Genomic DNA, 20,670 nt, shown 5'->3' on the forward strand with positions numbered 1-20,670 from the left:
CCGTCACCTACCGACCGCTCATCGCTTTAGGAATGCTGCATGTCCACCCCCACAGTTCGCGAACAATTCCTTGTCATCAGTGCCCTCGGCGCCAACCCCATGGAGCTGACTAACGTCCTGTGCCGCGCCAGCCATGAAAATCGCTGCGCCGTGGTCACCTCCCGTCTGACTCGCCACGGCGAGTGCAGCGCGTTGATCCTCGAGATCACCGGCAGTTGGGACGCCCTCGCCCGCCTCGAAGGCAGTCTGCCGAGCCTGGCGAAGAAACACGCTTTCACCGCCAACGTGGTGCGCAGCGCGCCGCTGGAAAATCGTCCGCAGGCCCTGCCGTACGTGGCTTATGTGAGTTCGGCGTATCGCCCGGACATCATCAATGAGCTGTGCCAGTTCTTCATGGATCACAACGTCGAGCTGGAAAACCTGACCTGCGACACCTATCAGGCGCCACAGACCGGCGGCACCATGCTCAACGCCACGTTCACCGTGACCCTGCCGGCCGGCACCCAGATCAGTTGGCTGCGCGACCAGTTCCTCGATTTCTCCGACGCAATGAATCTCGACGCACTGATCGAGCCTTGGCGCCCACAGAACCCAATGTAAGGAAGCTTTAATGGCCGTTGTCATCGACCAACCGGTTGCCGATTTCGAAGCACCTGCCACCAGCGGGCAGACCGTCAAGTTGTCTGCCCTCAAGGGCAAGCAAGTGGTGATCTACTTCTACCCGAAGGACAGCACCCCGGGCTGCACCACTCAAGGTCAGGGCTTTCGTGATCAACATGAAGCGTTCAAGGCTGCCAACACCGAAGTCTTCGGCATTTCGCGCGACAGCCTGAAGTCCCACGAGAACTTCAAAGGCAAGCAGGAATTTCCCTTCGAGTTGATCAGCGACAAGGACGAGGCGGTCTGCCAGTTGTTCGACGTGATCAAGTTGAAGAAGCTGTACGGCAAGGAATACCTGGGCGTTGATCGCAGCACCTTCCTGATTGATAAGGACGGTGTGCTGCGTCAGGAATGGCGCGGTGTGAAAGTGCCGGGGCATGTGGATGCTGTTCTGGCTGCTGCTCAGGAACTGAACAAGGCCTGATGATTTTGCGGCGTCTTCTCTGACGCCTTCGCGAGCAAGCCCGCTCCCACATTGGATTTGTGAACGCCACAGATCCAATGTGGGAGCGGGCTTGCTCGCGAAGAGGCCCTAAACCCCACCAAACAATCTGAATCAACCACTAAAGCAGCGGCGCCACCACCGGCTCCTTGCGCGGCCAGGCATCCAACACTGCCTTGAACAGCGTCGCCAGCGGAATCGCAAAGAACACACCCCAGAATCCCCACAACCCGCCAAACAACAGCACCGCGCAAATAATCGCCACCGGATGCAAGTTGACCGCCTCGGAAAACAGCAACGGCACCAGCACGTTGCCATCCAGCGTCTGGATGATCCCGTACACCGCCATCAAATAGATGAACTGATCGCTCCAGCCCCACTGGAACAGCGCAATCAGCAGCACCGGCACGGTCACCACCACCGCACCCACATACGGCACCACCACCGAAATCCCGACCAGCAACGCCAGCAGCGCCGCGTAATTAAGCCCGAGCGCGACGAACGCGATGTAGGTCACGCCACCACAAATCACGATCTCGATGACCTTGCCGCGAATGTAATTGGCGATTTGCCGGTTCATTTCCTGCGCGACCCGCGTAATCAACGCGCGCTCACGCGGCAGATAACCGCGCACCCACTCGCCGATCATGGCCCGGTCTTTAAGGAAGAAGAACACCAGAATCGGCACCAGCACCAGATAGATCATGATGTTGACCAGCAGCGGCAGACTCGACAGCGAAAACGTCAGCGCCCACTGACCGAACTTACCGATCTCGCCGCGCGCCGCTTCGATGGCTTGCAGCACTTGCTCGTCCGAGACCAGATGCGGATAGCGCTCCGGCAGCAACAGCAGCAGCGACTGCCACTTGGCAAGCATGCCCGGTAGTTCGTTGAACAGCGTGATCAACTGATGCCAGAGCAGCGGCATGACCACGACAATAAACAGCATCAACACGCCCATAAACAGCGCAAACACCAATCCCACGGCCACACCGCCCGGCACGCGCAGGCGTTCGAGCGTGACCACCAGGCCCTGCATCAGATACGCCAGTACCATCCCCGCCAGCACCGGCGCGAGCATGCCGCCGAGGGTGAGCACGGCGGTGAAGGCAAGAATCAGCAACACTGCCAGCACCACCGCTTCTTCGTCCGAGAAGTAGCGCTGAATCCAGTCGCGTAACACTTTGAACATCAATAATCCTTAGGTTGTTTTACGCTGTCGGCTTCAGGCTTTTTTCAACCAGTAACGGTAAACGCCCGCGTCGTCTTCTTCGAGCAGCAGCGTATGACCGGCCAATTTGGCAAAGGTGCGGAAGTCGCGTTGCGAGCCGGCGTCGGTGGCGATCACCTTGAGCACCGCGCCGCTGTGCAGTTTATTCAATTCCATTTTCGCCTTGAGCAACGGCAACGGACAATTCAGGCCACTGGCGTCCAGTTCCACGTCATGGGCTACAGCGTCAGTCATTGCGTCACTCCGGTCGAGATAGTCGAGCTGCCTAGAATATCTGGTCGCAAGCCCGGTGTCCGGCTACAGTAAGGTCTTTGTCTTCTAAGGCTTTGTGCATGACTTTTCTGCGCCCTACCCTGCTGACGCTCGCTTGCCTGCTCGCCTCACCAGGCTTTGCCGACGATCTGCCGTCACTCGGCGACGCCAGTTCTGCCATCGTCTCACCGCAACAGGAATACCAGCTTGGCCGCGCGTGGCTGGCAATGTTGCGCAGCCAGGTCTCTCAGCTCAACGATCCGCAACTCAAGGACTACGTCGAGTCCAGCGTGTACAAACTGGTCGAGACCAGCCAGGTGACTGACCGACGCCTCGAATTCATTCTGATCAACAGCCCGCAGCTCAACGCCTTCGCGGCGCCGGGTGGCGTGGTCGGGGTCAACGGTGGTTTGTTCCTCAATGCCCAGACCGAGGGCGAATACGCTTCGGTACTCGCGCACGAATTGGCTCACTTGTCGCAACGCCACTTCGCTCGCGGCGTCGAAGCCTCGCAGCGCATGCAGGTGCCGATGATGGCCGCGCTGCTGGCCGGTATCGTCATTGCAGCGGCCGGTGGCGGTGATGCCGGGATCGCGGCCATCGCCGGCACCCAGGCAGCGGCGATTCAGTCGCAACGCACGTTCTCGCGACAGAACGAACAGGAAGCCGACCGCATCGGCATCCTCAATCTGGAAAAGGCCGGTTACGACCCACGCTCGATGCCGACGATGTTCGAACGCTTGATGCGTCAGTACCGTTTCGACGCCAAGCCACCCGAATTTCTGCTGACTCACCCGGTAACCGAATCGCGTATCGCCGACACCCGCAACCGCGCCGAACAGGCGAAACCGGGCGGCATCGAAGACACCATGCGCTATCAACTGATTCGTGCACGCGTGCAGTTGATCTACGAAGAAACCCCGGGCCTTGGCGCCAAACGTTTCCGCGCGCAGCTGGATGAAAACCCGAAAAACGATGTGGCGCGCTACGGTCTGGCTATCGCGCAGATTAAGGGTGGACAGTTGAATGAGGCTCGCGAGAACCTGAAACAACTGCTGGCCAAATCGCCGAACGAGATCATCTACAACCTCGCGCAGGTCGATCTGGACATCACCAACAATCGCCTGCCTGACGCGCAATCGCGTGTCGACCGCATGCTCACGCAGTATCCGGGCAACTATCCGTTGAATCAGGTGCGTGTCGATTTACTGTTGAAACAGAATCGCTCGGCCGATGCCGAGAAGGCACTGGAAGGTCTGTTGAAGTCGCGCCCGAACGATCCGGACGTCTGGTACCAAGTTGCCGAGACGCGTGGCTTGTCGGGCAACATCATCGGTTTGCATCAGGCTCGCGCCGAATACTTCGCGCTGGTTGGCGATTACCGTCAGGCGATTCAGCAGCTCGATTTTGCCAAGCGCAAGGCGGGTAACAACTTCCCGTTGTCGTCACGCATCGATGCCCGTCAGCGCGAGCTGATGGAGCAGGAACGCATGATCAAGGACATGATGGGCTGAGTTTTTTCCAGCAACACAAAATCTTCGGACACAAAAAAACCGCCTCTTTCGAGGCGGTTTCTTTTTTACCTTGCCGCTGGTTTATTCAGCCAGTTTGAAGGTGATGAAGCTCGCACGACCCTGACGCAGAACGCGCATCGACACCGAACGATTCTTCGGCAGCGCTTTGGCGATCTCGCCGAACTCCTTGGTGGAGCCGATGGCCTGGTTGTTCAGGTGCGTGATGACGTCACCCGGTTGCAGACCGATCAGGGCAGCTGGGCCGTCCTGCACTTCCTTGATCACCACACCACCTTTGAGGTCGTAGGTTTTCTTCTGCTCGGCGGTCAGCTCGCCCACGGCAACACCGAGACGGTTGCTGGTGGTTTCAGCGCCGGACTTCGGCAGTGCATCCAGTTCTTTGTCTTCGTCCGGGATGGCGCCAACAGTCAGTTCGACGTTCTTGCGCTTGCCTTCACGAATCACTTCCAGATTGGCTTTGGCGCCAGCCTTCAGTGCGCCAACCAGATGCGGCAGGTCAGCAGACATAACGATCGGCTGACCGTTCATGCTCAGAATCACGTCGCCGACTTGCAAGCCGCCCTTGGCTGCCGGGCCGTCATCCTGAATCTGTGCAACCAGCGCGCCGGCCGGTTTCTCCAGACCGAACGACTCGGCCAGATCCTTGTTCACTTCCTGGATGACCACACCCAACCAGCCACGGCTGACCTTGCCGCCGCTTTTCAGCTGATTGGAAACATCCATCGCCACGTCGATCGGGATGGCGAACGACACGCCCATGAAGCCACCGGAACGGGTGTAGATCTGCGAGTTGATGCCGACCACTTCACCGTTCAGGTTGAACAGCGGGCCACCGGAGTTGCCCGGGTTGATCGGCACGTCGGTCTGGATGAACGGCACGTAGTTTTCGTTCGGCAGGCTGCGGCCGACGGCGCTGACGATGCCTTGGGTCACGGTGTGGTCAAAGCCGAATGGCGAACCGATCGCGACAACCCACTGGCCGGCTTTCAGATCCTGGGATTTGCCGAGTTTGAGTACTGGCAGGTCTTTGCCTTCGATTTTCAGCAGGGCCACGTCGGAACGCGGGTCGGTGCCGATCAGCTTGGCTTTCATTTCGCTGCGATCAGCCAGACGCACGAGAATTTCGTCTGCATCAGCGATCACATGGTTGTTGGTCAGGATGTAGCCATCCGGAGAGATGATGAAGCCCGAGCCCAGCGACGTCGCTTCACGCTGACGACCACCACCGCCCGGCGAGCGCTGCTGAGGCGGCATGCCGCGCTCGAAGAACTCGCGCAGCATCGGCGGCAAGCCTTCCAGATCCGGCATCTGCTGGTTCACTTTGCGATCCGGCAGTTTCTGCGTGGTACTGATGTTCACCACGGCCGGCGACGCTTGTTCGACCAGTTGCGTGAAGTCCGGCAAGTCGGCCGCTTGCGCAGCAGGCACTGCCTGACCGAGCAACAGCACGGTGGCGAAAATGGACAGATAAGATTTCAAGCTAGGTATCGACATACAGCTCCCGTTACGACGAGCAGGTTTAAGCGATATGGAACAAGAATCACCGGCAACCACAGGCTGGCACTTTTATTCCAGGAACAACAACAAGGCCAGAGCCGTGAGGCTCTGACCTATAAAAAATTTTCGGGGTATTTGCAAATGAAAATGCTCAGCAAACATTTCATCTCCGTCTCGACGAAGAAGTGGTAGTGGCTGGAATCAGCTCACTGCTTGCTGGTGGCGGCACTGTCGTTTCGCATCGACAAGGCGATCCGTTCGGCGGTGCCGATTGGAATCTCGCCAACCACTGTCACCATCATTTCGCCTTCGGGTGTGGTCAGGCGACGGGAAACGGCAACGGTCGGGCCCAGTTGAGTCCGGGTGTCGGTGACGGTCGCGCCGTTCAACGGTTCAAGGAACACCGAAAAACGTGCCAGGCCATCGTCATACATCAGGCTGTTAACCTGTGTTTTGGTTTGCGGATCTTTGTGCGACGTGCTGCTGGTCAGTTCGAAACCTGGCGGCAACCAGTCCGAACGCCAGACCTGGGCGGTCTTGACGGCGGAGGCCTTGTCGCTGTCCAGCGTCACGGCTTTGCAACCGGCATCGGCTTGCAAGTCTTTGTCGGACGGAACTTCGTCGGTATCGAGACTGGTGAACTGGAAACGTTCGAGCAACTGACCCTTGTCATTCAACAGCAATGACTTGAGCGGCAGACCCGTCTGCTTATCCAGATGCAATTCAAAACCGTAACGGTGCTGGTCACGAGGCGTTAGCGAAACAATCACTGCATCGCGACCGGCCACGCGCGACTTGCCGATGACAGCAAGGTCATACCAGTTTTTCAGCTTTTTAGGATCCAGGGCACGAGCGGTCGAGTTGGGAGAATCCCCCAGCCCCGCGATCAGGGTGCCGCTGACGCATTGAGTGTGTCCATCAATGCGCACGACCTCCTGAGCCGAGCCGTCGAGCTGAAGCAAACGCTCGCGGACTTGACCATTCTGGACGCGATGCCAGATGTTGTGGGTAGAAAAACTACCGTTACGCTCGTAAACAAAAGTACCGTGAAAGCTTTGCTGCTGCTCGGCCTGGCCCAGACGGGTCAACCAGTCCTGGGCCTCATCGGCATGGGCTGGAACAATGAACCAGCCACTGAGCAGAAGCGAAAGTAGAGGTATGGCGCGCATGATCCTCCTTAACGGTTTTCCAGGCTTGCGGCACGTGCGTATGGCAGCGCGCTTTCAGTACCTTTCAATGCAGCCTGCTGAGCGTGCTGACGCAGGTAACCTGGCAGACGCTGATCGTGCCAGCCTGGCTGACCTTGCAGTACGCCGTTGGCCATAGGGCCAGTGGCTTCCGAGCTCTCGCTGTAGCCTGCCAGAACAGCCGGGCCTTTCACCTGAGGGGTGGCCAAGGTTGTCTGGTTGCTTTGCTGAGCCAGTTCAACACCAGCGATTTCGTCCTGGTTGTACAGGCGAACACCGGCCAGAACGGCAACAGTTACCGAGGCTGCAACAGCCAGACGGCCAAGGTTGCGCCATGGGCTGCGGGATACTTTGGCCGGAGCCGTTTCGTCTTCCAGCGCAGCAGACACTGCCGCAGCGATATCCAGACGTGGCAGCAGCAGATCCTTGTGCATGGCTGCCCGAGCGATCTGGTAACGAGCCCAGGTCTCACGGGTTTCGACGTCATCAAGTGCATTAATCACTCGACGCAATTCCAGTTCGTCCGCTTCGTTATCCATCACTGCGGACAGCGATTCCTGCAGGGCTTCACGACTCATGGCGTTCCTCTCTTGGCTATCGCCGCTGTCTCAGTTTTCCTGCAACAACGGCTGCAGGGCTTTATCGATGGCCTCCCGAGCGCGGAAAATCCGGGAGCGCACGGTACCCACCGGACACTGCATGACGCTCGCAATGTCCTCGTAACTCAGACCATCGAATTCACGTAAAGTTAACGCCGTACGCAAATCCTCTGGCAGTTGCTGGATGGTTCGATGGACGGTGCCTTCGATCTCATCCCGCAGCAACGCACGTTCTGGTGATTCGAGATCCTTGAGGCCGTGATCGCCGTCGTAGAACTCCGCATCCTCTGAACTTACATCGCTATCCGGCGGCCGACGGCCGCGAGAAACCAGGTAGTTCTTTGCCGTGTTAATGGCAATACGGTACAGCCACGTATAAAACGCACTGTCGCCGCGAAAATTTCCAAGTGCTCGATACGCCTTGATAAAGGCTTCCTGAGCCACGTCCTGCGCTTCATGGGTGTCGTGCACAAAACGCACGATCAACCCGAGAATCTTGTGCTGATATTTCAGCACCAACAGATCGAAAGCTCGCTTGTCGCCGCGTTGAACGCGCTCGACCAGCTGCTGATCCTCTTCCTGGGTTAGCATGAACACTCCTCGATAAGCCCGAAGGAGACTTGCATAACTAAACGACCAGACTTGCAAACATAGACTCGGGCTTTTCGCAAAAGTTCTCCCCCTCCAGGCAAGTTTCCTGCGGGCTCTGATTTGGCACGCACGAAAAACGCAGCACGGGATAAACCGGCTGCGCGAATAATCTTGTTATCGGTTTCGCCGGGCAGAAATCCAACCGCAGATTCCGCACTGAAGCCGACACGTCCCTTGTTTCTGGCACCGACTATTGATCTTGGGCCTTTGGCAAAAGTTCCAATTATTTATAGCCGTACCCACCCGACATTGGGCAACCCTGGGCGGAAAAAGGCTGTTTCAGCGCCGATACAGTCGTCTTTTCCCAAAACCGGCGAAAAAAACTTCCGACGAAGCACCCGGTTTTTCCCGTCACAGTAGTTTCACAATGCCATATAGGCCCGGCTATTGTGCCGCCCCACCCCTCTATATACTAGTGGGCTGTGTGGCTGACTTGACTCGCCGATCCAGGCGAATCGCGCCACCCCCGACCCGGGTCGCTTTGAGCGGAATCCTGTAATGAGCCAACAATTCCAACATGATGTTCTGGTCATTGGCAGCGGCGCTGCCGGTTTGAGTCTCGCGCTGACCCTGCCGGGTCATTTGCGCATTGCCGTATTGAGCAAGGGCGATCTCGCCAACGGTTCGACCTTCTGGGCCCAGGGTGGCGTTGCCGCCGTGCTGGACGATACCGATACTGTCGAATCCCACGTCGACGACACCCTTAATGCTGGCGGTGGTCTGTGCCACGAAGACGCCGTGCGTTTTACCGTCGAGCACAGCCGTGAAGCCATTCAGTGGCTGATCGACCAAGGTGTGCCATTCACCCGCGACGAACAGTCCGGTACTGAAGACGGTGGATTCGAATTTCACCTGACCCGCGAAGGCGGCCACAGCCATCGACGCATCATTCATGCCGCCGATGCCACCGGCGCAGCCATCTTCAAAACCCTGCTGGCCCAAGCCAAAGAGCGCTCGAACATCGAACTGCTCGAACAGCGGGTTGCCGTTGATCTGATTACCGAACGCCGCTTGGGCATGGACGGCGATCGATGCCTCGGCGCTTACGTACTCAACCGCAAGACTGGCGAAGTCGACACCTACGGCGCACGATTCGTGATCCTCGCGTCGGGCGGCGCCGCCAAGGTTTACCTCTACACCAGTAACCCTGACGGCGCTTGCGGCGACGGCATCGCCATGGCCTGGCGTTCGGGCTGCCGCGTGGCGAATCTGGAATTCAACCAGTTTCACCCGACCTGCCTGTATCACCCGCAAGCGAAAAGCTTCCTTATTACCGAAGCCCTGCGTGGCGAAGGCGCCCATCTGAAGCTGCCCAATGGCGAACGCTTCATGTACCGCTTCGACAAGCGCGCCGAACTGGCCCCGCGCGACATCGTCGCCCGCGCCATCGACCATGAAATGAAGCGTCTGGGCGTCGACTGCGTCTATCTCGACATCAGCCACAAACCCGAAGAATTCATCAAAAGCCACTTCCCGACTGTGTATGAGCGCTGCCTCGGTTTCGGCATCGACATCACTAAACAGCCCATCCCGGTCGTCCCCGCCGCGCATTACACCTGTGGCGGCGTAATGGTCGATCAGCAAGGCCGCACCGATGTGCCGGGCTTGTATGCGATCGGCGAAACCAGTTTCACCGGCCTGCACGGCGCCAACCGCATGGCCAGCAACTCGCTGCTGGAGTGCTTCGTCTATGCCCGTTCGGCGGCGGCGGACATTCTTGCGCAACTCGACGATATCGATGCGCCAAGCGCCCTGCCCGTCTGGGATGCCAGCCAGGTCACCGACTCCGACGAAGACGTGATCATTGCGCACAACTGGGATGAGCTGCGCCGATTCATGTGGGACTACGTCGGCATCGTGCGCACCAACAAGCGTCTGCAACGGGCGCAGCACCGCGTGCGTTTGCTGCTGGACGAGATCGATGAGTTCTACAGCAACTATAAAGTCAGCCGTGACCTGATCGAGCTGCGCAATCTGGCGCAAGTGGCGGAACTGATGATCAGCTCAGCCATGGAGCGCAAGGAAAGTCGCGGTCTGCATTACACCCTCGACTACCCGAATCTGCTGCCCGAAGCGCTCGACACTATTCTGATACCGCCCACCTACGCCGGCTGAACTTGAGCCGCACTCGCAGGCGTCGATGCATATCGGCGACCTGCGAATCTCGCGGCACACAGATCGATCTGACCCGCCACTCGCCGCGCAAACGAAAGCGCAGCACCACGATCAATGGCAGCGCCAGACTGTCCGGGCGCAGCTGCACCGCTTGCCAGCCAGCCGCCTGATTCCACAATTGCCAGCCATCGGCATCACGGCGCAATCCGCAGAATGCTCGTGGATGACTCAGCAGGATCTGCCGTGGCAACACCCAAACGCCATGCAGCAGACAAGCAGAAGCCCCGAGCAGATGGGCCCAGAGTGGAATAGATAGAAGAAACAATGAACCCAAGGCGAACGCCTGGGCCAACAGATACGCCGCCAGCAACTGCCGTGAGGCATGCCAGCGGCATTCGAACGTATTACTTGGGCTGGACACGATCCAGGATCATGCGAACCATGCGCTGCAATTCCGGATCTTCAGACTCGCTGCGCTCCATGAACCAGCCGAACATGTCCTGATCCTCGCACGTCAGCAGACGCACATACAGATCGCGATCCACCTGATTCAACGTCGCGTAGACCTCCTTCACGAACGGCACCAGCAACACGTCAAGCTCAAGCATGCCGCGGCGGCTGTGCCAAAAGAGGCGATTCAGTTCAACTTGTTCGACCATGGGGCCCTCCTCAAATTTGGCGGCAAGTATACAGCCCCCAAGCGGGTCGCACAGTCGGCTTTGGTCGGGCACCACCGATCCTTTATCAACTACCCATTTCAACAACGCACCCTTATGATGTGCCCCAGACTTTTTACCCTGCGAAGACCCATGGCCGATTCTGCTTTTTTCTGCACCCTGTCTCATGAAGGCGTTCTCGCGGTTCGCGGCGCGGATGCCGGAAAATTCCTGCAAGGCCAGCTGACCTGCAACCTCAATTACCTCAGTGACACCAAGGCCAGCCTTGGCGCGCGCTGCACGCAGAAAGGCCGGATGCAGTCGAGTTTCCGCATTCTGCTCGAAGGTGACGGCGTGGTGCTGGCGATGGCCAGCGAGTTGCTCGAGCCGCAATTGGCCGATCTGAAAAAATACGCGGTGTTCTCCAAATCGAAACTGAACGACGAAAGCGCCGCTTGGGTGCGTTTTGGTCTGGCGCACGCTGACGCTGCCCTGAGCAGCCTTGGTCTCGACTTGCCGGCAGAAACCGAAAGTGTCGTGCGCAACGAAGGGTTGATTGCGATTCGCGTCTCACCGGATCGCGCGGAACTGTGGGTACCGGCCGATCAAGCCGATGCGATCAAATCCAGACTGTCCGCCGCACTGCCAGAAGCCGCATTGAATCAATGGCTACTGGGCCAGATCCGCGCCGGCATCGGCCAAGTCATGCCGAGCACCCGTGAGCTGTTCATTCCGCAGATGCTCAATCTGCAAGCCGTCGGTGGCGTGAGCTTCAAGAAAGGCTGCTACACCGGCCAGGAAATCGTCGCGCGCATGCAGTACCTCGGCAAACTCAAACGTCGCCTGTATCGCTTGAGCCTCGACGCGAGCGAACTGCCAGAGCCTGGCACACAGCTGTTCGCGCCGAGCCACAACAGCTCCATCGGTGAAGTGGTGCTGGCCGGCAACGCCGAGCAAAACATTGAACTCCTGGCGGTGCTGCAGGCCGAAGCTGCCGAAGCGGGCGATCTGCATCTGGGCAGCCTTGAAGGGCCTGCGTTGCAAATGCTCGATTTGCCCTACGAACTGGATCGCGACCGCGAAATCCAGCGTTGATCGCAGCCTGGTTGCAACACCCTAGAGAGTCCAAATGAGCGAACTGGCGGAAAAGGTCCAACGGGATTTGGTTGAGGCCATCGATAACGATGACCTGGTTCTGCCAACGTTGCCGGAAGTGGCCCTGCAAATTCGCAAGGCCGCTGAAGATCCGGAAATCAGTGTCAGCGACCTGAGCAAAGTCATCGGTCGCGACACCGCGCTGTCGGCGCGCCTGATCAAAGTGGTCAACAGCCCGCTACTGCGCGCCGCGCAGGAAGTGACCGACCTGCACACCGCGATCACGCGGCTGGGCATCAACTACAGCAGCAACCTGGCGATCGGTCTGGTGATGGAGCAGATTTTCCACGCCCGCTCCGAAGTGGTCGAACAGAAGATGCGCGAAGTCTGGCGCAGCAGTCTGGAAATCGCCGGGGTCAGCTACGCGCTGTGCCGCCGTTATACCCAGCTCAAGCCGGATCAGGCAGCGCTGGGCGGACTGGTGCATCAGATTGGTGTGCTGCCGATTCTGACTTACGCCGAAGATCACTATGAGTTGCTGTCGGATCCGGTCAGCCTCAACCATGTGATCGACCGCATTCATCCGTTGCTCGGTGACAAATTGCTGCGGGTCTGGGAGTTTCCGGAACGGCTGGTGGAATTGCCGGGGCGTTATCAGGATTTCAAACGCGATTCGACGCAGATTGATTATGTCGATCTGGTGCAGGTGGCGAACTTGCATTGCCGTAAAGGCACCGACCATTCGTTTGCGCGGATTGATCTGGCGAGTGTGCCGGCGTTCAGGAAGTTGGGGATTGATCCGGAGAACAGAGCGCTGTGCGTGGATCTGGAAGAATCGCGGTCGATGTTTTACTGATCTGAAACCTTGGTGAAGCCATCGCGAGCAGGCTCACTCCTACAGGAGACCGCATTCCAATGTAGGAGTGAGCCTGCTCGCGAAGAGGCCATCAAAGGCGCCGCAATCACCCGGCAACAAAACTCACCCGCACCTTCAACCCCGCCTCCTCGCCATCATGCAGACTGATCTGCGCCAGATGCGCCCGGCAAATCTCGCCGACAATCGCCAGTCCCAACCCTGACCCGGCCACCTGCTGATTACGCCGGTAAAACCGTTCAAACACGCGATCACGCTCTTCCAGCGGAATTCCCGGCCCGTCGTCTTCAACCTCAAGCACCGCCGGCGCCGTCACGCGCAGAATCACATTGCCGCCCGGCGGTGTGTGCGCTAAGGCGTTGTCCACCAGATTGCTCAGCAACTCATTGAGCAACGTCGGCTCACCGCGCAACCACACCGCCTCGTCCGCTTCCAATGCCAACGCAACACCGCGTTTGTGCGCTAGCGGTGCCATGGCCATGCCCAACTCTCGCGCCAACTGGCTAAGGTCGAGTAACTGCGCGCCACCCTCGGCAATCGCCCGCGCGCCGTTTTCAACACGGGCCAGCGACAGCAACTGGTTGGCCAGATGCGTCAGGCGATCGGTGCTTTGCGCTGAAGATTCCAACGTCGTGCGCCACGTCTCGGGCTCGTTCGAGCGCAGCCCCAACTCAAGTCGCGCCTTCAATGCGGCCAACGGTGTGCGCAACTCATGGGCGGCATCGGCAATGAACTGCGCCTGACGCTCGAACTGCACGCGCAACCGCTCGGTGAAATGGTTGAGCCCGCGCACCAAAGGCCACAACTCATGCTGCACTTCCACCAGCGGCAATGGCCGCAAATCATCGGGCTGACGCTCTTCCACCGCCGTGCGCAAACGCTCCAGCGGGCGCAACGCCGCACTGACAGCAAACCAGACCAACAACAATGCGCCAATCGCCAACATGCCCAGACGCAGCAACGTATCGGCGGCCAGACTGCGCGCCATGCTCACGCGCGCCTCGTCGGTTTCGGCGACACGGATTTCCGCCATGCCGTTCATGTTCGGTTCGGTAACGGCTTTCAGCAGGCTGACCACGCGAACGTTTTGGCCCTTGTAAGTGGCGTTGTAGAAACGTGCCAGCGCCGGATAACTGTCAGTTCGAGGCGTGCCCGGTGGCGGGCCGGGCAGATTTTCGTAACCGGAAATCAGCTTCTGATGGATGTCGTTGACCTGGTAATAGATACGCCCGGCGCTGTCGTAGGCGAAGGTATCGAGGGCCACGTAAGGCACATCGGCACTGAGGCTGCCATCGCGTTGCGACAACCCTGCGGCGATGGTGCGCGCCGAGGCCAGCAGCGTGCGGTCGTAGGCAGTGTCGGCGGCTTCGCGACCGTTCCAGTACGCGCTCAATCCGCTGGCGAGCATCAACACCACCAGCAACAACGCGAGGTTCCACAGCAACCGCCAGCGCAGGCTGCTGGGCTTATGCATCACGGCTTTCCAGCAGATAGCCGAGGCCACGGAAGGTGACGATCGCTACGGGTTGACCATCCAGTTTTTTGCGCAAGCGATGCACGTAGATTTCGATGGCGTCGGGGCTGGCTTCTTCGTCGAGACCGAACACCTGCGCGGCCAGTTGCTCCTTGCTCATCACGCGGCCCGGGCGGGCGATCAACGCCTCAAGCACGGCTTGCTCACGGGAGGTCAGCGTCAGCAATTCTTCGCCGAGGCTGAAGCGTCGCGTGTCGAGATCATAGGCCAGCACACCGCAGCGCTGCTGGCGTTCGCCACCGAGCACACTGCGGCGCAACAAGGCTTTGACCCGCGCCTCCAGCTCTGTCAGTTCGAACGGTTTGGCGAGGTAATCGTCAGCGCCGAGATTGAGACCGTGCACGCGATCTTTCACATCACTGCGCGCGGTCAGCATCAGCACCGGCAGGTTTTTGCCGCGTGCGCGCAACCGCGCCAGCACTTCAAAACCGTCCATGCGCGGCAGGCCGACATCGAGGATCGCCACGGCGTATTCCTCGCTGCTCAAGGCCAGATCAGCGGCCACGCCATCGTGCAACACGTCCACGGTCAGACCGGTGCTCTTGAGCGCCTGGGCGACACTTTCCGCCAGTTGCAAATGGTCTTCGACGAGCAGGACACGCATGGATTTTTACCTCGTTCAGGGATGGCCGACGCCACTCTTTGCCGCGGAGTTTACAGCCGCAACCGCCGCTGTGAAGCCCGAAAACCGTGAAAGTCAGCTGAAAGGTTAGTGAAAGGTTAGCCGGTTAGAGTCGGCCCACGGACAGTCCCGACTGCCGTCGCTGCTGCCACACAGCGATACGAAAAACGCCACGAAGCGTTTTCGACCAATAAGAACAATAAACGGAGTACACCCGCATGCCGTCCATGCAGCCTCAGGCATTCACGCCTGTTCGCCCTTCCCGTTTCAGCCACACCGCCCTCGCCAGTGCCGCCGCCCTTGCCGGTTTTTCGCCGCTGAGTTTTGCCGACTTCGTTGAAGACAGCAGCGCCACCTTCGAAACCCGCAACATGTATTTCAACCGCGACTTCCGCGATGGCACCAGCGCCCAGCAATCCAAGCGTGACGAATGGGCTCAGGGCTTCATGCTCAATCTGCAATCGGGATACACCGATGGCACCGTCGGTTTTGGTGTCGACGCGCTGGGCATGCTCGGCGTCAAACTCGATTCCAGCCCGGATCGCACCGGCACCGGCCTGCTGCCGACCCACGATGACGGACGCGCGGCGGACGAATACTCCAAGCTCGGCCTGACCGGCAAAGTGAAAATCTCCGCCACCGAACTGAAAATCGGCAGCCTGATTCCTGAGCTACCGATCCTCAAACCGAACGACGGACGCATCCTGCCGCAGACGTTTGAAGGTGGTTTGCTAACCTCCAAAGAGATCAAAAACCTGACCTTCACCGGTGGCCGACTGGAGAAAGCCAAGGATCGCGACAGCACCGATTTCGAGGACATCGCCCTTAACAACAAGAACAGCCGTTTCGCCGGTACCGCTGCCGGCAAGCACTTCGACTTTGGCGGCGTCGATTACAAGTTCACCGACAAGATCACCGGCAGTTACCACTTCGCCCAACTCGACGAAGTCTACAACCAGCACTTCTTCGGCCTGGTCGCCTCGCGGCCGATGGGCCCGGGCACGTTTGGCACAGATCTGCGTTTCGCCGTCAGTGATGATCAGGGCGCAGCCCGTGGCGGCGAGATCGACAACCGCTCGCTCAACGGTCTGGTCAGCTATGCGTTGAGCGGGCACAAGTTCAGCGCCGGTTATCAGCACATGTCCGGCGACAGCGCCTTTCCGTATGTCGATGGCAGCGACCCGTATCTGGTCAACTTCGTGCAGATCAACGACTTCGCCGGCGCGGAAGAACGCTCCTGGCAGGCACGTTACGACTTCGACTTCGCCAAACTCGGCATCCCCGGCCTGACCTTCATGAGCCGCTACTTGAGCGGTGACAACATCAAGCTCAAGACCGGCGAGGAAGGCAAAGAGTGGGAGCGCAACACCGAGATCAAATATGTAGTACAAAGCGGCGCTTTGAAGGATGTCGCCGTGCGTTTGAGGAATGCCACTTACCGTTCCAATTACTCGGCTCGCGATGCGGATGAGGTGCGGTTGCTGGTGAGCTATAGCGTTGCTCTTTGGTAATTGATTGAAATGTTGGGGGTTGAAAGATCAACAGATCGCAGCCTTCGGCAGCTCCTACACAAAAAGCCCTTACAACAAGAAATCTGTGGAGAGACCAATGAATTTTTCACTGCGTAAAGTTGCTTTAGCGGCCGGCATGATGCTGGTGGCCGGGCAGTTGATGGCCGAACCGAAACGTCCGGAGTGTATCGCCCCGGCCTCGCCCGGCGGTGGTTTTGACCTGACCTGCAAACTGGTGCAGAGCGCACTGGTCAACCAGAAACTGCTGAGCAAACCGATGCGCGTGACCTACATGCCCGGCGGTGTCGGCGCGGTGGCGTACAACGCGGTGGTCGCTCAGCGTCCGGCCGATGCCGGCACGCTGGTCGCGTGGTCGAGCGGTTCGTTGCTGAACCTGGCGCAAGGCAAATTTGGTCGTTTCGATGAGACCAACGTGCGTTGGCTGGCAGCCGTCGGCACCAGCTACGGCGCCATCGCGGTGAAAAGCGATTCTCCCTACAAGACCCTCGACGATCTCGTTCAAGCGCTGAAGAAAGATCCAGGCTCGGTGGTGATCGGTTCCGGCGGCACCGTCGGCAGCCAGGACTGGATGCAAACCGCGCTGATCGCCAAGGCTGCCGGGATCAACCCGCGTGAGTTGCGTTACGTCGCCCTCGAAGGTGGTGGCGAAATCGCTACCGCCCTGCTCGGCGGCCACATCCAGGTCGGCAGTACCGACATCTCCGACTCCATGCCGCACATCCAGAGCGGCGACATGCGTTTGCTCGCGGTGTTCTCCGACAAGCGCCTCGACGAGCCGGAAATGAAAGACATCCCGACCGCTCGCGAGCAAGGCTACGACATCGTCTGGCCGGTGGTGCGCGGGTTCTACCTGGGGCCAAAAGTCAGCGACGAAGACTACGCCTGGTGGAAAGACTCGTTCGACAAACTGCTGGCCTCCGACGAGTTCGCCAAGCTGCGCGATCAGCGTGAACTGTTCCCGTTCGCCATGACTGGCCCGGAGCTGGACACCTACGTGAAGAAGCAAGTTGCCGACTACAAAGTGCTGGCCAAAGAGTTCGGCCTGATCCAGTGATCGCCTCTGTCTAGCGGCTGCGTTCCCGATTGCGGGGACGCGGCACAGGAGCTCCCATGCTTATTCAACGCATTTTCGCCTCGGTGCTGTTGCTGGTCTGTGTCGGCCTGGCACTGATGGCATGGCCGTACCAAGCGGCTTTTTCCTACGAACCGGTCGGCCCGCGCGCCTTCCCGCTGCTGATGCTCGGTCTGATGGGCGCGGCACTGTTGTACATGGTGTTTCGCCCGGCACCGATCAAACACAGCGAGGACGAGCCGCCACTGGATCGCGAAACCCTGACCAAGATTGCTATCTGCGTCGCCCTGCTGCTGGTGTTCGCCGGTCTGTTCGAACCGCTGGGTTTCATCCTCAGCAGCATCCTCATCGGCATTCCGATGGCGCGCCTGTATGGCGGTCGCTGGATGCCGAGCATCGTAGTCACCACGCTGATGGCCATCGGTCTGTACCTGCTGTTCGACCGTGTGATGGACGTTCCGCTGCCCCTTGGCCTGCTCGACGTGCTGGAGAACTGATATGGATACCCTCGGTTATTTGGGCCAAGGCTTCGGCGTTGCGCTGAGCCCGTACAACCTGGTCACAGCCCTGACCGGCACGCTGATCGGCACCGTCGTTGGCTTGCTCCCGGGCCTCGGCCCGATCAACGGCGTGGCACTGCTGATCCCGATTGCCTTTGCTCTTGGTTTGCCGCCGGAATCGGCGCTGATCCTGTTGGCAGCGGTGTATCTGGGCTGCGAATACGGCGGGCGGATCAGCTCTATTTTGCTGAATATTCCGGGCGAAGCATCGACCGTGATGACCACCCTCGACGGTTACCCGATGGCCCGCAAAGGTCTGGCCGGTGTAGCGCTGTCGTTGTCGGCGTGGAGTTCGTTCATCGGTGCATTTATCGCCACTTGCGGCATGGTGCTGTTCGCCCCGCTGCTGGCGAAATGGGCGATAGCCTTCGGCCCGGCGGAATACTTCGTGTTGATGGTGTTTGCGATTGTCTGTCTCGGCGGCATGGCCGGTGATCGACCGTTGAAAACCTTCATTGCGGCGTTGATCGGACTGTTCCTGTCGAGTGTCGGCATCGACGCCAACAGCGGCGTGTACCGCTTTACCGGCGACAACATTCACCTGACTGACGGCATTCAATTCGTCGTGCTGGTGTTGGGCCTGTTCTCGGTCAGTGAAATTCTGTTGCTGCTGGAGAAAACCCATCGCGGTCAGGAAGCGGTGAAAGCCACCGGGCGCATGATGTTCAACTTCAAGGAAGCGTCGTCGGTGTTCGTGGTGAACATTCGTTGCGGCCTGCTTGGTTTCATCATGGGCGTGTTGCCGGGTGCTGGCGCGACGCTGGCCAGCGCCGTGGCGTACATGACCGAAAAACGCATCGCCGGTGCCAGCGGCAAATTCGGTCAGGGTGATGCCCGTGGCCTCGCCGCGCCGGAAACCGCCATCGGTGCGTCGGCTTGTGGTGCTTTGGTGCCGATGCTGACGTTGGGTGTGCCAGGTTCGGGCACCACGGCGGTGATGATCGGCGCCCTGTCGCTGTACAACATCACCCCGGGCCCGCTGCTGTTCCAGCAACAACCGGACATCGTCTGGGGCCTGATCGCCTCGTTGTTCATTGCCAACATCATGCTGGTGATCCTCAACATCCCGATGATCCGCATCTTCACCCGCATCCTCGCCGTGCCGAACTGGGCACTGGTGCCGGTGATCGCGATCATCACCGGGATCGGCGTCTACGCGGTGCACGCCACCACGTTCGACCTGTTCCTGATGGTCGGCATCGGCATCTTCGGTTACATCCTGCGCAAGCTCGACTTCCCGTTGTCGCCAGTGTTGCTGGGCTTCATTCTCGGCGGTCTGATGGAGCAGAACCTGCGTCGTGCGTTGTCGATCTCTAATGGCGCACTGGAGATCCTCTGGTCGAGCCCGATCACCTTCGGTGTCTGGGTGCTGACCGCGCTGATGCTGGCCTTCCCGCTGATCCGCATCTGGCGCAAACGTTCGGTCGCGCGTCGCGCCATCGCCGATGTTTGATCGCGCCTCACTGAAATCCTGGTGGGGAACCCCGCTGGTCGGTCTGCTCGGCGGTTACCTCGCCAGCCAGATCGGCTGGCCACTGCCATGGATGGTCGGCTCGTTGCTGGCGATCATCCTCGTGCGCTGCCTGACGCCGTGGCAGCTCACCGAGATTCCTGGCGGCCGCAAGTGTGGCCAGTGGATCGTCGGGATTGGCATCGGGCTGCACTTCACCCCGGTGGTGATGGAGCAGGTGCTCAGTCATTTCGGCTTGATCTTCTTCGGTGCGCTGGTCACCAGTGTGTCGGCGGTGGTTGGCGTGTGGTTGATGCGCCGCACCGGTGAGGATCGCGCCACGGCGTTTTTCTCGAGCATGCCCGGCGGTTCCGGCGAGATGGTCAATCTCGGCGCGCGCAATGGCGCGATGCTTAGCCATGTGGCGGCGGGGCAAAGTTTGCGGGTGTTGGTGGTGGTGCTGTGCGTGCCGGCGGCGTTCAAGTATTTGCTCGGTGACGGCAACCCGATTTCTCATGCTGGCAGCGTCGATTGGCGCTGGCTGGCGATTCTGTTTCCGGCGGGCGGTTTGCTCGCTTGGCTTTGGCAGCGTTTGCGCCAACCCAATCCGTGGCTGTTCGGGCCGTTGCTGGTGAGTGCGACGGTGAGCATCGCCTGGGATTTGCACATCGGTTTGCCGGATGGTGGCAGTCAGATTGGCCAGTGGTTGATTGGTAGCGGCTTGGGTTGTCACTTCAACCGGCAGTTCTTCCGGCGTGCGCCTTCATTCATGGGGCGGACGTTGATTGGCACGGCGCTGACCATGTTGATCGCGTCGTTGGCGGCGTTGGGGTTGAGTGCGCTGACGCATCTGGATCTGCGTTCGCTGACGCTGGGCATGATGCCGGGCGGGATTGCCGAGATGAGTCTGACGGCGGAAACACTGCAGTTGTCAGTGCCGCTGGTGACGGCGATGCAGGTGATGCGGTTGTTGTTTGTGCTGTTTCTGGCGGAGCCGTTGTTCAAGTACTGGAATCGTAGTCCGGAGTAAGACCACGTCGCCCTTTTCGCGAGCAAGCTCGCTCCCACATTATCGTTCCCACGCTCTGCGTGGGAATGCAGCCCGG

Annotated in this window: 21 protein-coding genes; 11 read left to right on the plus strand and 10 right to left on the minus strand. The window is 59.4% G+C overall.

The annotated features are described in order from the left end of the window. Window positions 1-39 precede the first annotated feature (39 nt). Window positions 40-600, plus strand: a complete 561-nt coding sequence (locus GVL50_RS16060; RefSeq protein WP_053118073.1) for a glycine cleavage system protein R — start codon at window positions 40-42, stop codon at window positions 598-600. Between the two features lie 10 nt (window positions 601-610). Next, window positions 611-1,084 carry a peroxiredoxin gene (locus tag GVL50_RS16065; RefSeq protein WP_159814175.1) on the plus strand — a complete coding sequence of 158 codons (474 nt, stop codon included), beginning with the start codon at window positions 611-613 and terminating at the stop codon, window positions 1,082-1,084. A gap of 139 nt (window positions 1,085-1,223) precedes the next feature. Here GVL50_RS16065 and GVL50_RS16070 read toward each other — a convergent pair whose 3' ends face one another. Next, entirely contained in the window at window positions 1,224-2,294 is a 1,071-nt protein-coding gene (locus GVL50_RS16070; RefSeq protein ID WP_053118069.1) for an AI-2E family transporter, read from the minus strand. Window positions 2,295-2,327: 33 nt separating this feature from the next. Next, complete coding sequence (locus GVL50_RS16075) at window positions 2,328-2,567, minus strand: sulfurtransferase TusA family protein (RefSeq protein ID WP_053118067.1); 240 nt, start codon at window positions 2,565-2,567, stop codon at window positions 2,328-2,330. Window positions 2,568-2,665: 98 nt separating this feature from the next. On the opposite strand from GVL50_RS16075, the gene GVL50_RS16080 reads away from it, so the two are divergent. Continuing rightward, complete coding sequence (locus tag GVL50_RS16080; RefSeq protein WP_053118065.1) at window positions 2,666-4,099, plus strand: M48 family metalloprotease; 1,434 nt, start codon at window positions 2,666-2,668, stop codon at window positions 4,097-4,099. A gap of 81 nt (window positions 4,100-4,180) precedes the next feature. Here the strand turns inward: GVL50_RS16080 and GVL50_RS16085 are convergent, their stop codons facing one another. From GVL50_RS16085 to rpoE, 4 genes are all read right to left on the minus strand, one after another. Next, the gene (locus GVL50_RS16085; RefSeq protein WP_159814177.1) at window positions 4,181-5,614 is read right to left on the minus strand and encodes a DegQ family serine endoprotease; all 1,434 of its coding nucleotides are present in this window, start codon (window positions 5,612-5,614) and stop codon (window positions 4,181-4,183) included. A 209-nt stretch (window positions 5,615-5,823) separates the two neighbouring features. Continuing rightward, window positions 5,824-6,786 (minus strand): MucB/RseB C-terminal domain-containing protein, encoded by a 963-nt coding sequence (locus tag GVL50_RS16090; RefSeq protein WP_053118061.1) that lies wholly within the window; start codon window positions 6,784-6,786, stop codon window positions 5,824-5,826. 8 nt (window positions 6,787-6,794) lie between these two features. Further along, complete coding sequence (locus GVL50_RS16095; protein ID WP_053118059.1) at window positions 6,795-7,382, minus strand: sigma-E factor negative regulatory protein; 588 nt, start codon at window positions 7,380-7,382, stop codon at window positions 6,795-6,797. 30 nt (window positions 7,383-7,412) lie between these two features. Continuing rightward, complete coding sequence (gene rpoE / locus GVL50_RS16100; RefSeq protein ID WP_003172477.1) at window positions 7,413-7,994, minus strand: RNA polymerase sigma factor RpoE; 582 nt, start codon at window positions 7,992-7,994, stop codon at window positions 7,413-7,415. A 558-nt stretch (window positions 7,995-8,552) separates the two neighbouring features. Between rpoE and nadB the strand changes: the two genes are divergently transcribed. After that, window positions 8,553-10,169 (plus strand): L-aspartate oxidase, encoded by a 1,617-nt coding sequence (gene nadB, locus GVL50_RS16105; RefSeq protein WP_159814179.1) that lies wholly within the window; start codon window positions 8,553-8,555, stop codon window positions 10,167-10,169. Here the strand turns inward: nadB and GVL50_RS16110 are convergent. Together GVL50_RS16110 and GVL50_RS16115 are read right to left on the minus strand one after the other, a co-directional pair. Then, a complete protein-coding gene (locus GVL50_RS16110) occupies window positions 10,138-10,590 on the minus strand; it encodes a protein YgfX (RefSeq protein ID WP_159814181.1) in 453 nt (150 codons plus the stop codon). The genes nadB and GVL50_RS16110 overlap by 32 nt on opposite strands. Then, on the minus strand, window positions 10,574-10,828 hold the full coding sequence (locus tag GVL50_RS16115; protein ID WP_053118052.1) for a succinate dehydrogenase assembly factor 2: 255 nt from the start codon (window positions 10,826-10,828) through the stop codon (window positions 10,574-10,576). The genes GVL50_RS16110 and GVL50_RS16115 overlap by 17 nt, the downstream gene beginning before the upstream one ends. A 150-nt stretch (window positions 10,829-10,978) precedes the next feature. On the opposite strand from GVL50_RS16115, the gene GVL50_RS16120 reads away from it, so the two are divergent. Together GVL50_RS16120 and GVL50_RS16125 are read left to right on the plus strand one after the other, a co-directional pair. Then, entirely contained in the window at window positions 10,979-11,920 is a 942-nt protein-coding gene (locus GVL50_RS16120; protein ID WP_159814183.1) for a folate-binding protein YgfZ, read from the plus strand. A gap of 34 nt (window positions 11,921-11,954) precedes the next feature. Beyond that, window positions 11,955-12,776: an HDOD domain-containing protein gene (locus GVL50_RS16125; protein ID WP_159814185.1), complete on the plus strand. Its 822-nt coding sequence runs from the start codon at window positions 11,955-11,957 to the stop codon at window positions 12,774-12,776. A 106-nt stretch (window positions 12,777-12,882) separates the two neighbouring features. On the opposite strand, the gene GVL50_RS16130 is transcribed toward GVL50_RS16125, so the two are convergent. Then, window positions 12,883-14,268 carry a sensor histidine kinase gene (locus GVL50_RS16130; RefSeq protein WP_159814187.1) on the minus strand — a complete coding sequence of 462 codons (1,386 nt, stop codon included), beginning with the start codon at window positions 14,266-14,268 and terminating at the stop codon, window positions 12,883-12,885. Beyond that, on the minus strand, window positions 14,261-14,932 hold the full coding sequence (locus GVL50_RS16135; RefSeq protein ID WP_053118046.1) for a response regulator: 672 nt from the start codon (window positions 14,930-14,932) through the stop codon (window positions 14,261-14,263). Before GVL50_RS16135 ends, GVL50_RS16130 begins: the two co-directional genes overlap by 8 nt. Before the next feature lie 236 nt (window positions 14,933-15,168). Between GVL50_RS16135 and GVL50_RS16140 the strand changes: the two genes are divergently transcribed. From GVL50_RS16140 to GVL50_RS16160, 5 genes are all read left to right on the plus strand, one after another. Continuing rightward, on the plus strand, window positions 15,169-16,461 hold the full coding sequence (locus GVL50_RS16140) for an OprD family porin (protein WP_159814189.1): 1,293 nt from the start codon (window positions 15,169-15,171) through the stop codon (window positions 16,459-16,461). A gap of 97 nt (window positions 16,462-16,558) precedes the next feature. Beyond that, window positions 16,559-17,536 (plus strand): tripartite tricarboxylate transporter substrate binding protein, encoded by a 978-nt coding sequence (locus tag GVL50_RS16145; RefSeq protein WP_159814190.1) that lies wholly within the window; start codon window positions 16,559-16,561, stop codon window positions 17,534-17,536. 56 nt (window positions 17,537-17,592) lie between these two features. After that, window positions 17,593-18,051 carry a tripartite tricarboxylate transporter TctB family protein gene (locus GVL50_RS16150; RefSeq protein WP_053118040.1) on the plus strand — a complete coding sequence of 153 codons (459 nt, stop codon included), beginning with the start codon at window positions 17,593-17,595 and terminating at the stop codon, window positions 18,049-18,051. Window position 18,052: 1 nt separating this feature from the next. Further along, window positions 18,053-19,567 carry a tripartite tricarboxylate transporter permease gene (locus tag GVL50_RS16155; RefSeq protein WP_053118038.1) on the plus strand — a complete coding sequence of 505 codons (1,515 nt, stop codon included), beginning with the start codon at window positions 18,053-18,055 and terminating at the stop codon, window positions 19,565-19,567. Then, window positions 19,560-20,594, plus strand: coding sequence for an AbrB family transcriptional regulator (locus GVL50_RS16160; protein WP_159814192.1), 1,035 nt, complete (start codon window positions 19,560-19,562; stop codon window positions 20,592-20,594). Before GVL50_RS16155 ends, GVL50_RS16160 begins: the two co-directional genes overlap by 8 nt. The last annotated feature ends 76 nt before the right edge of the window (window positions 20,595-20,670 follow it).

It is taken from the genome of Pseudomonas sp. 18058 (assembly GCF_902706155.1).
In the GTDB taxonomy this organism is placed as follows: Bacteria; Pseudomonadota; Gammaproteobacteria; order Pseudomonadales; family Pseudomonadaceae; genus Aquipseudomonas; species Aquipseudomonas rustica.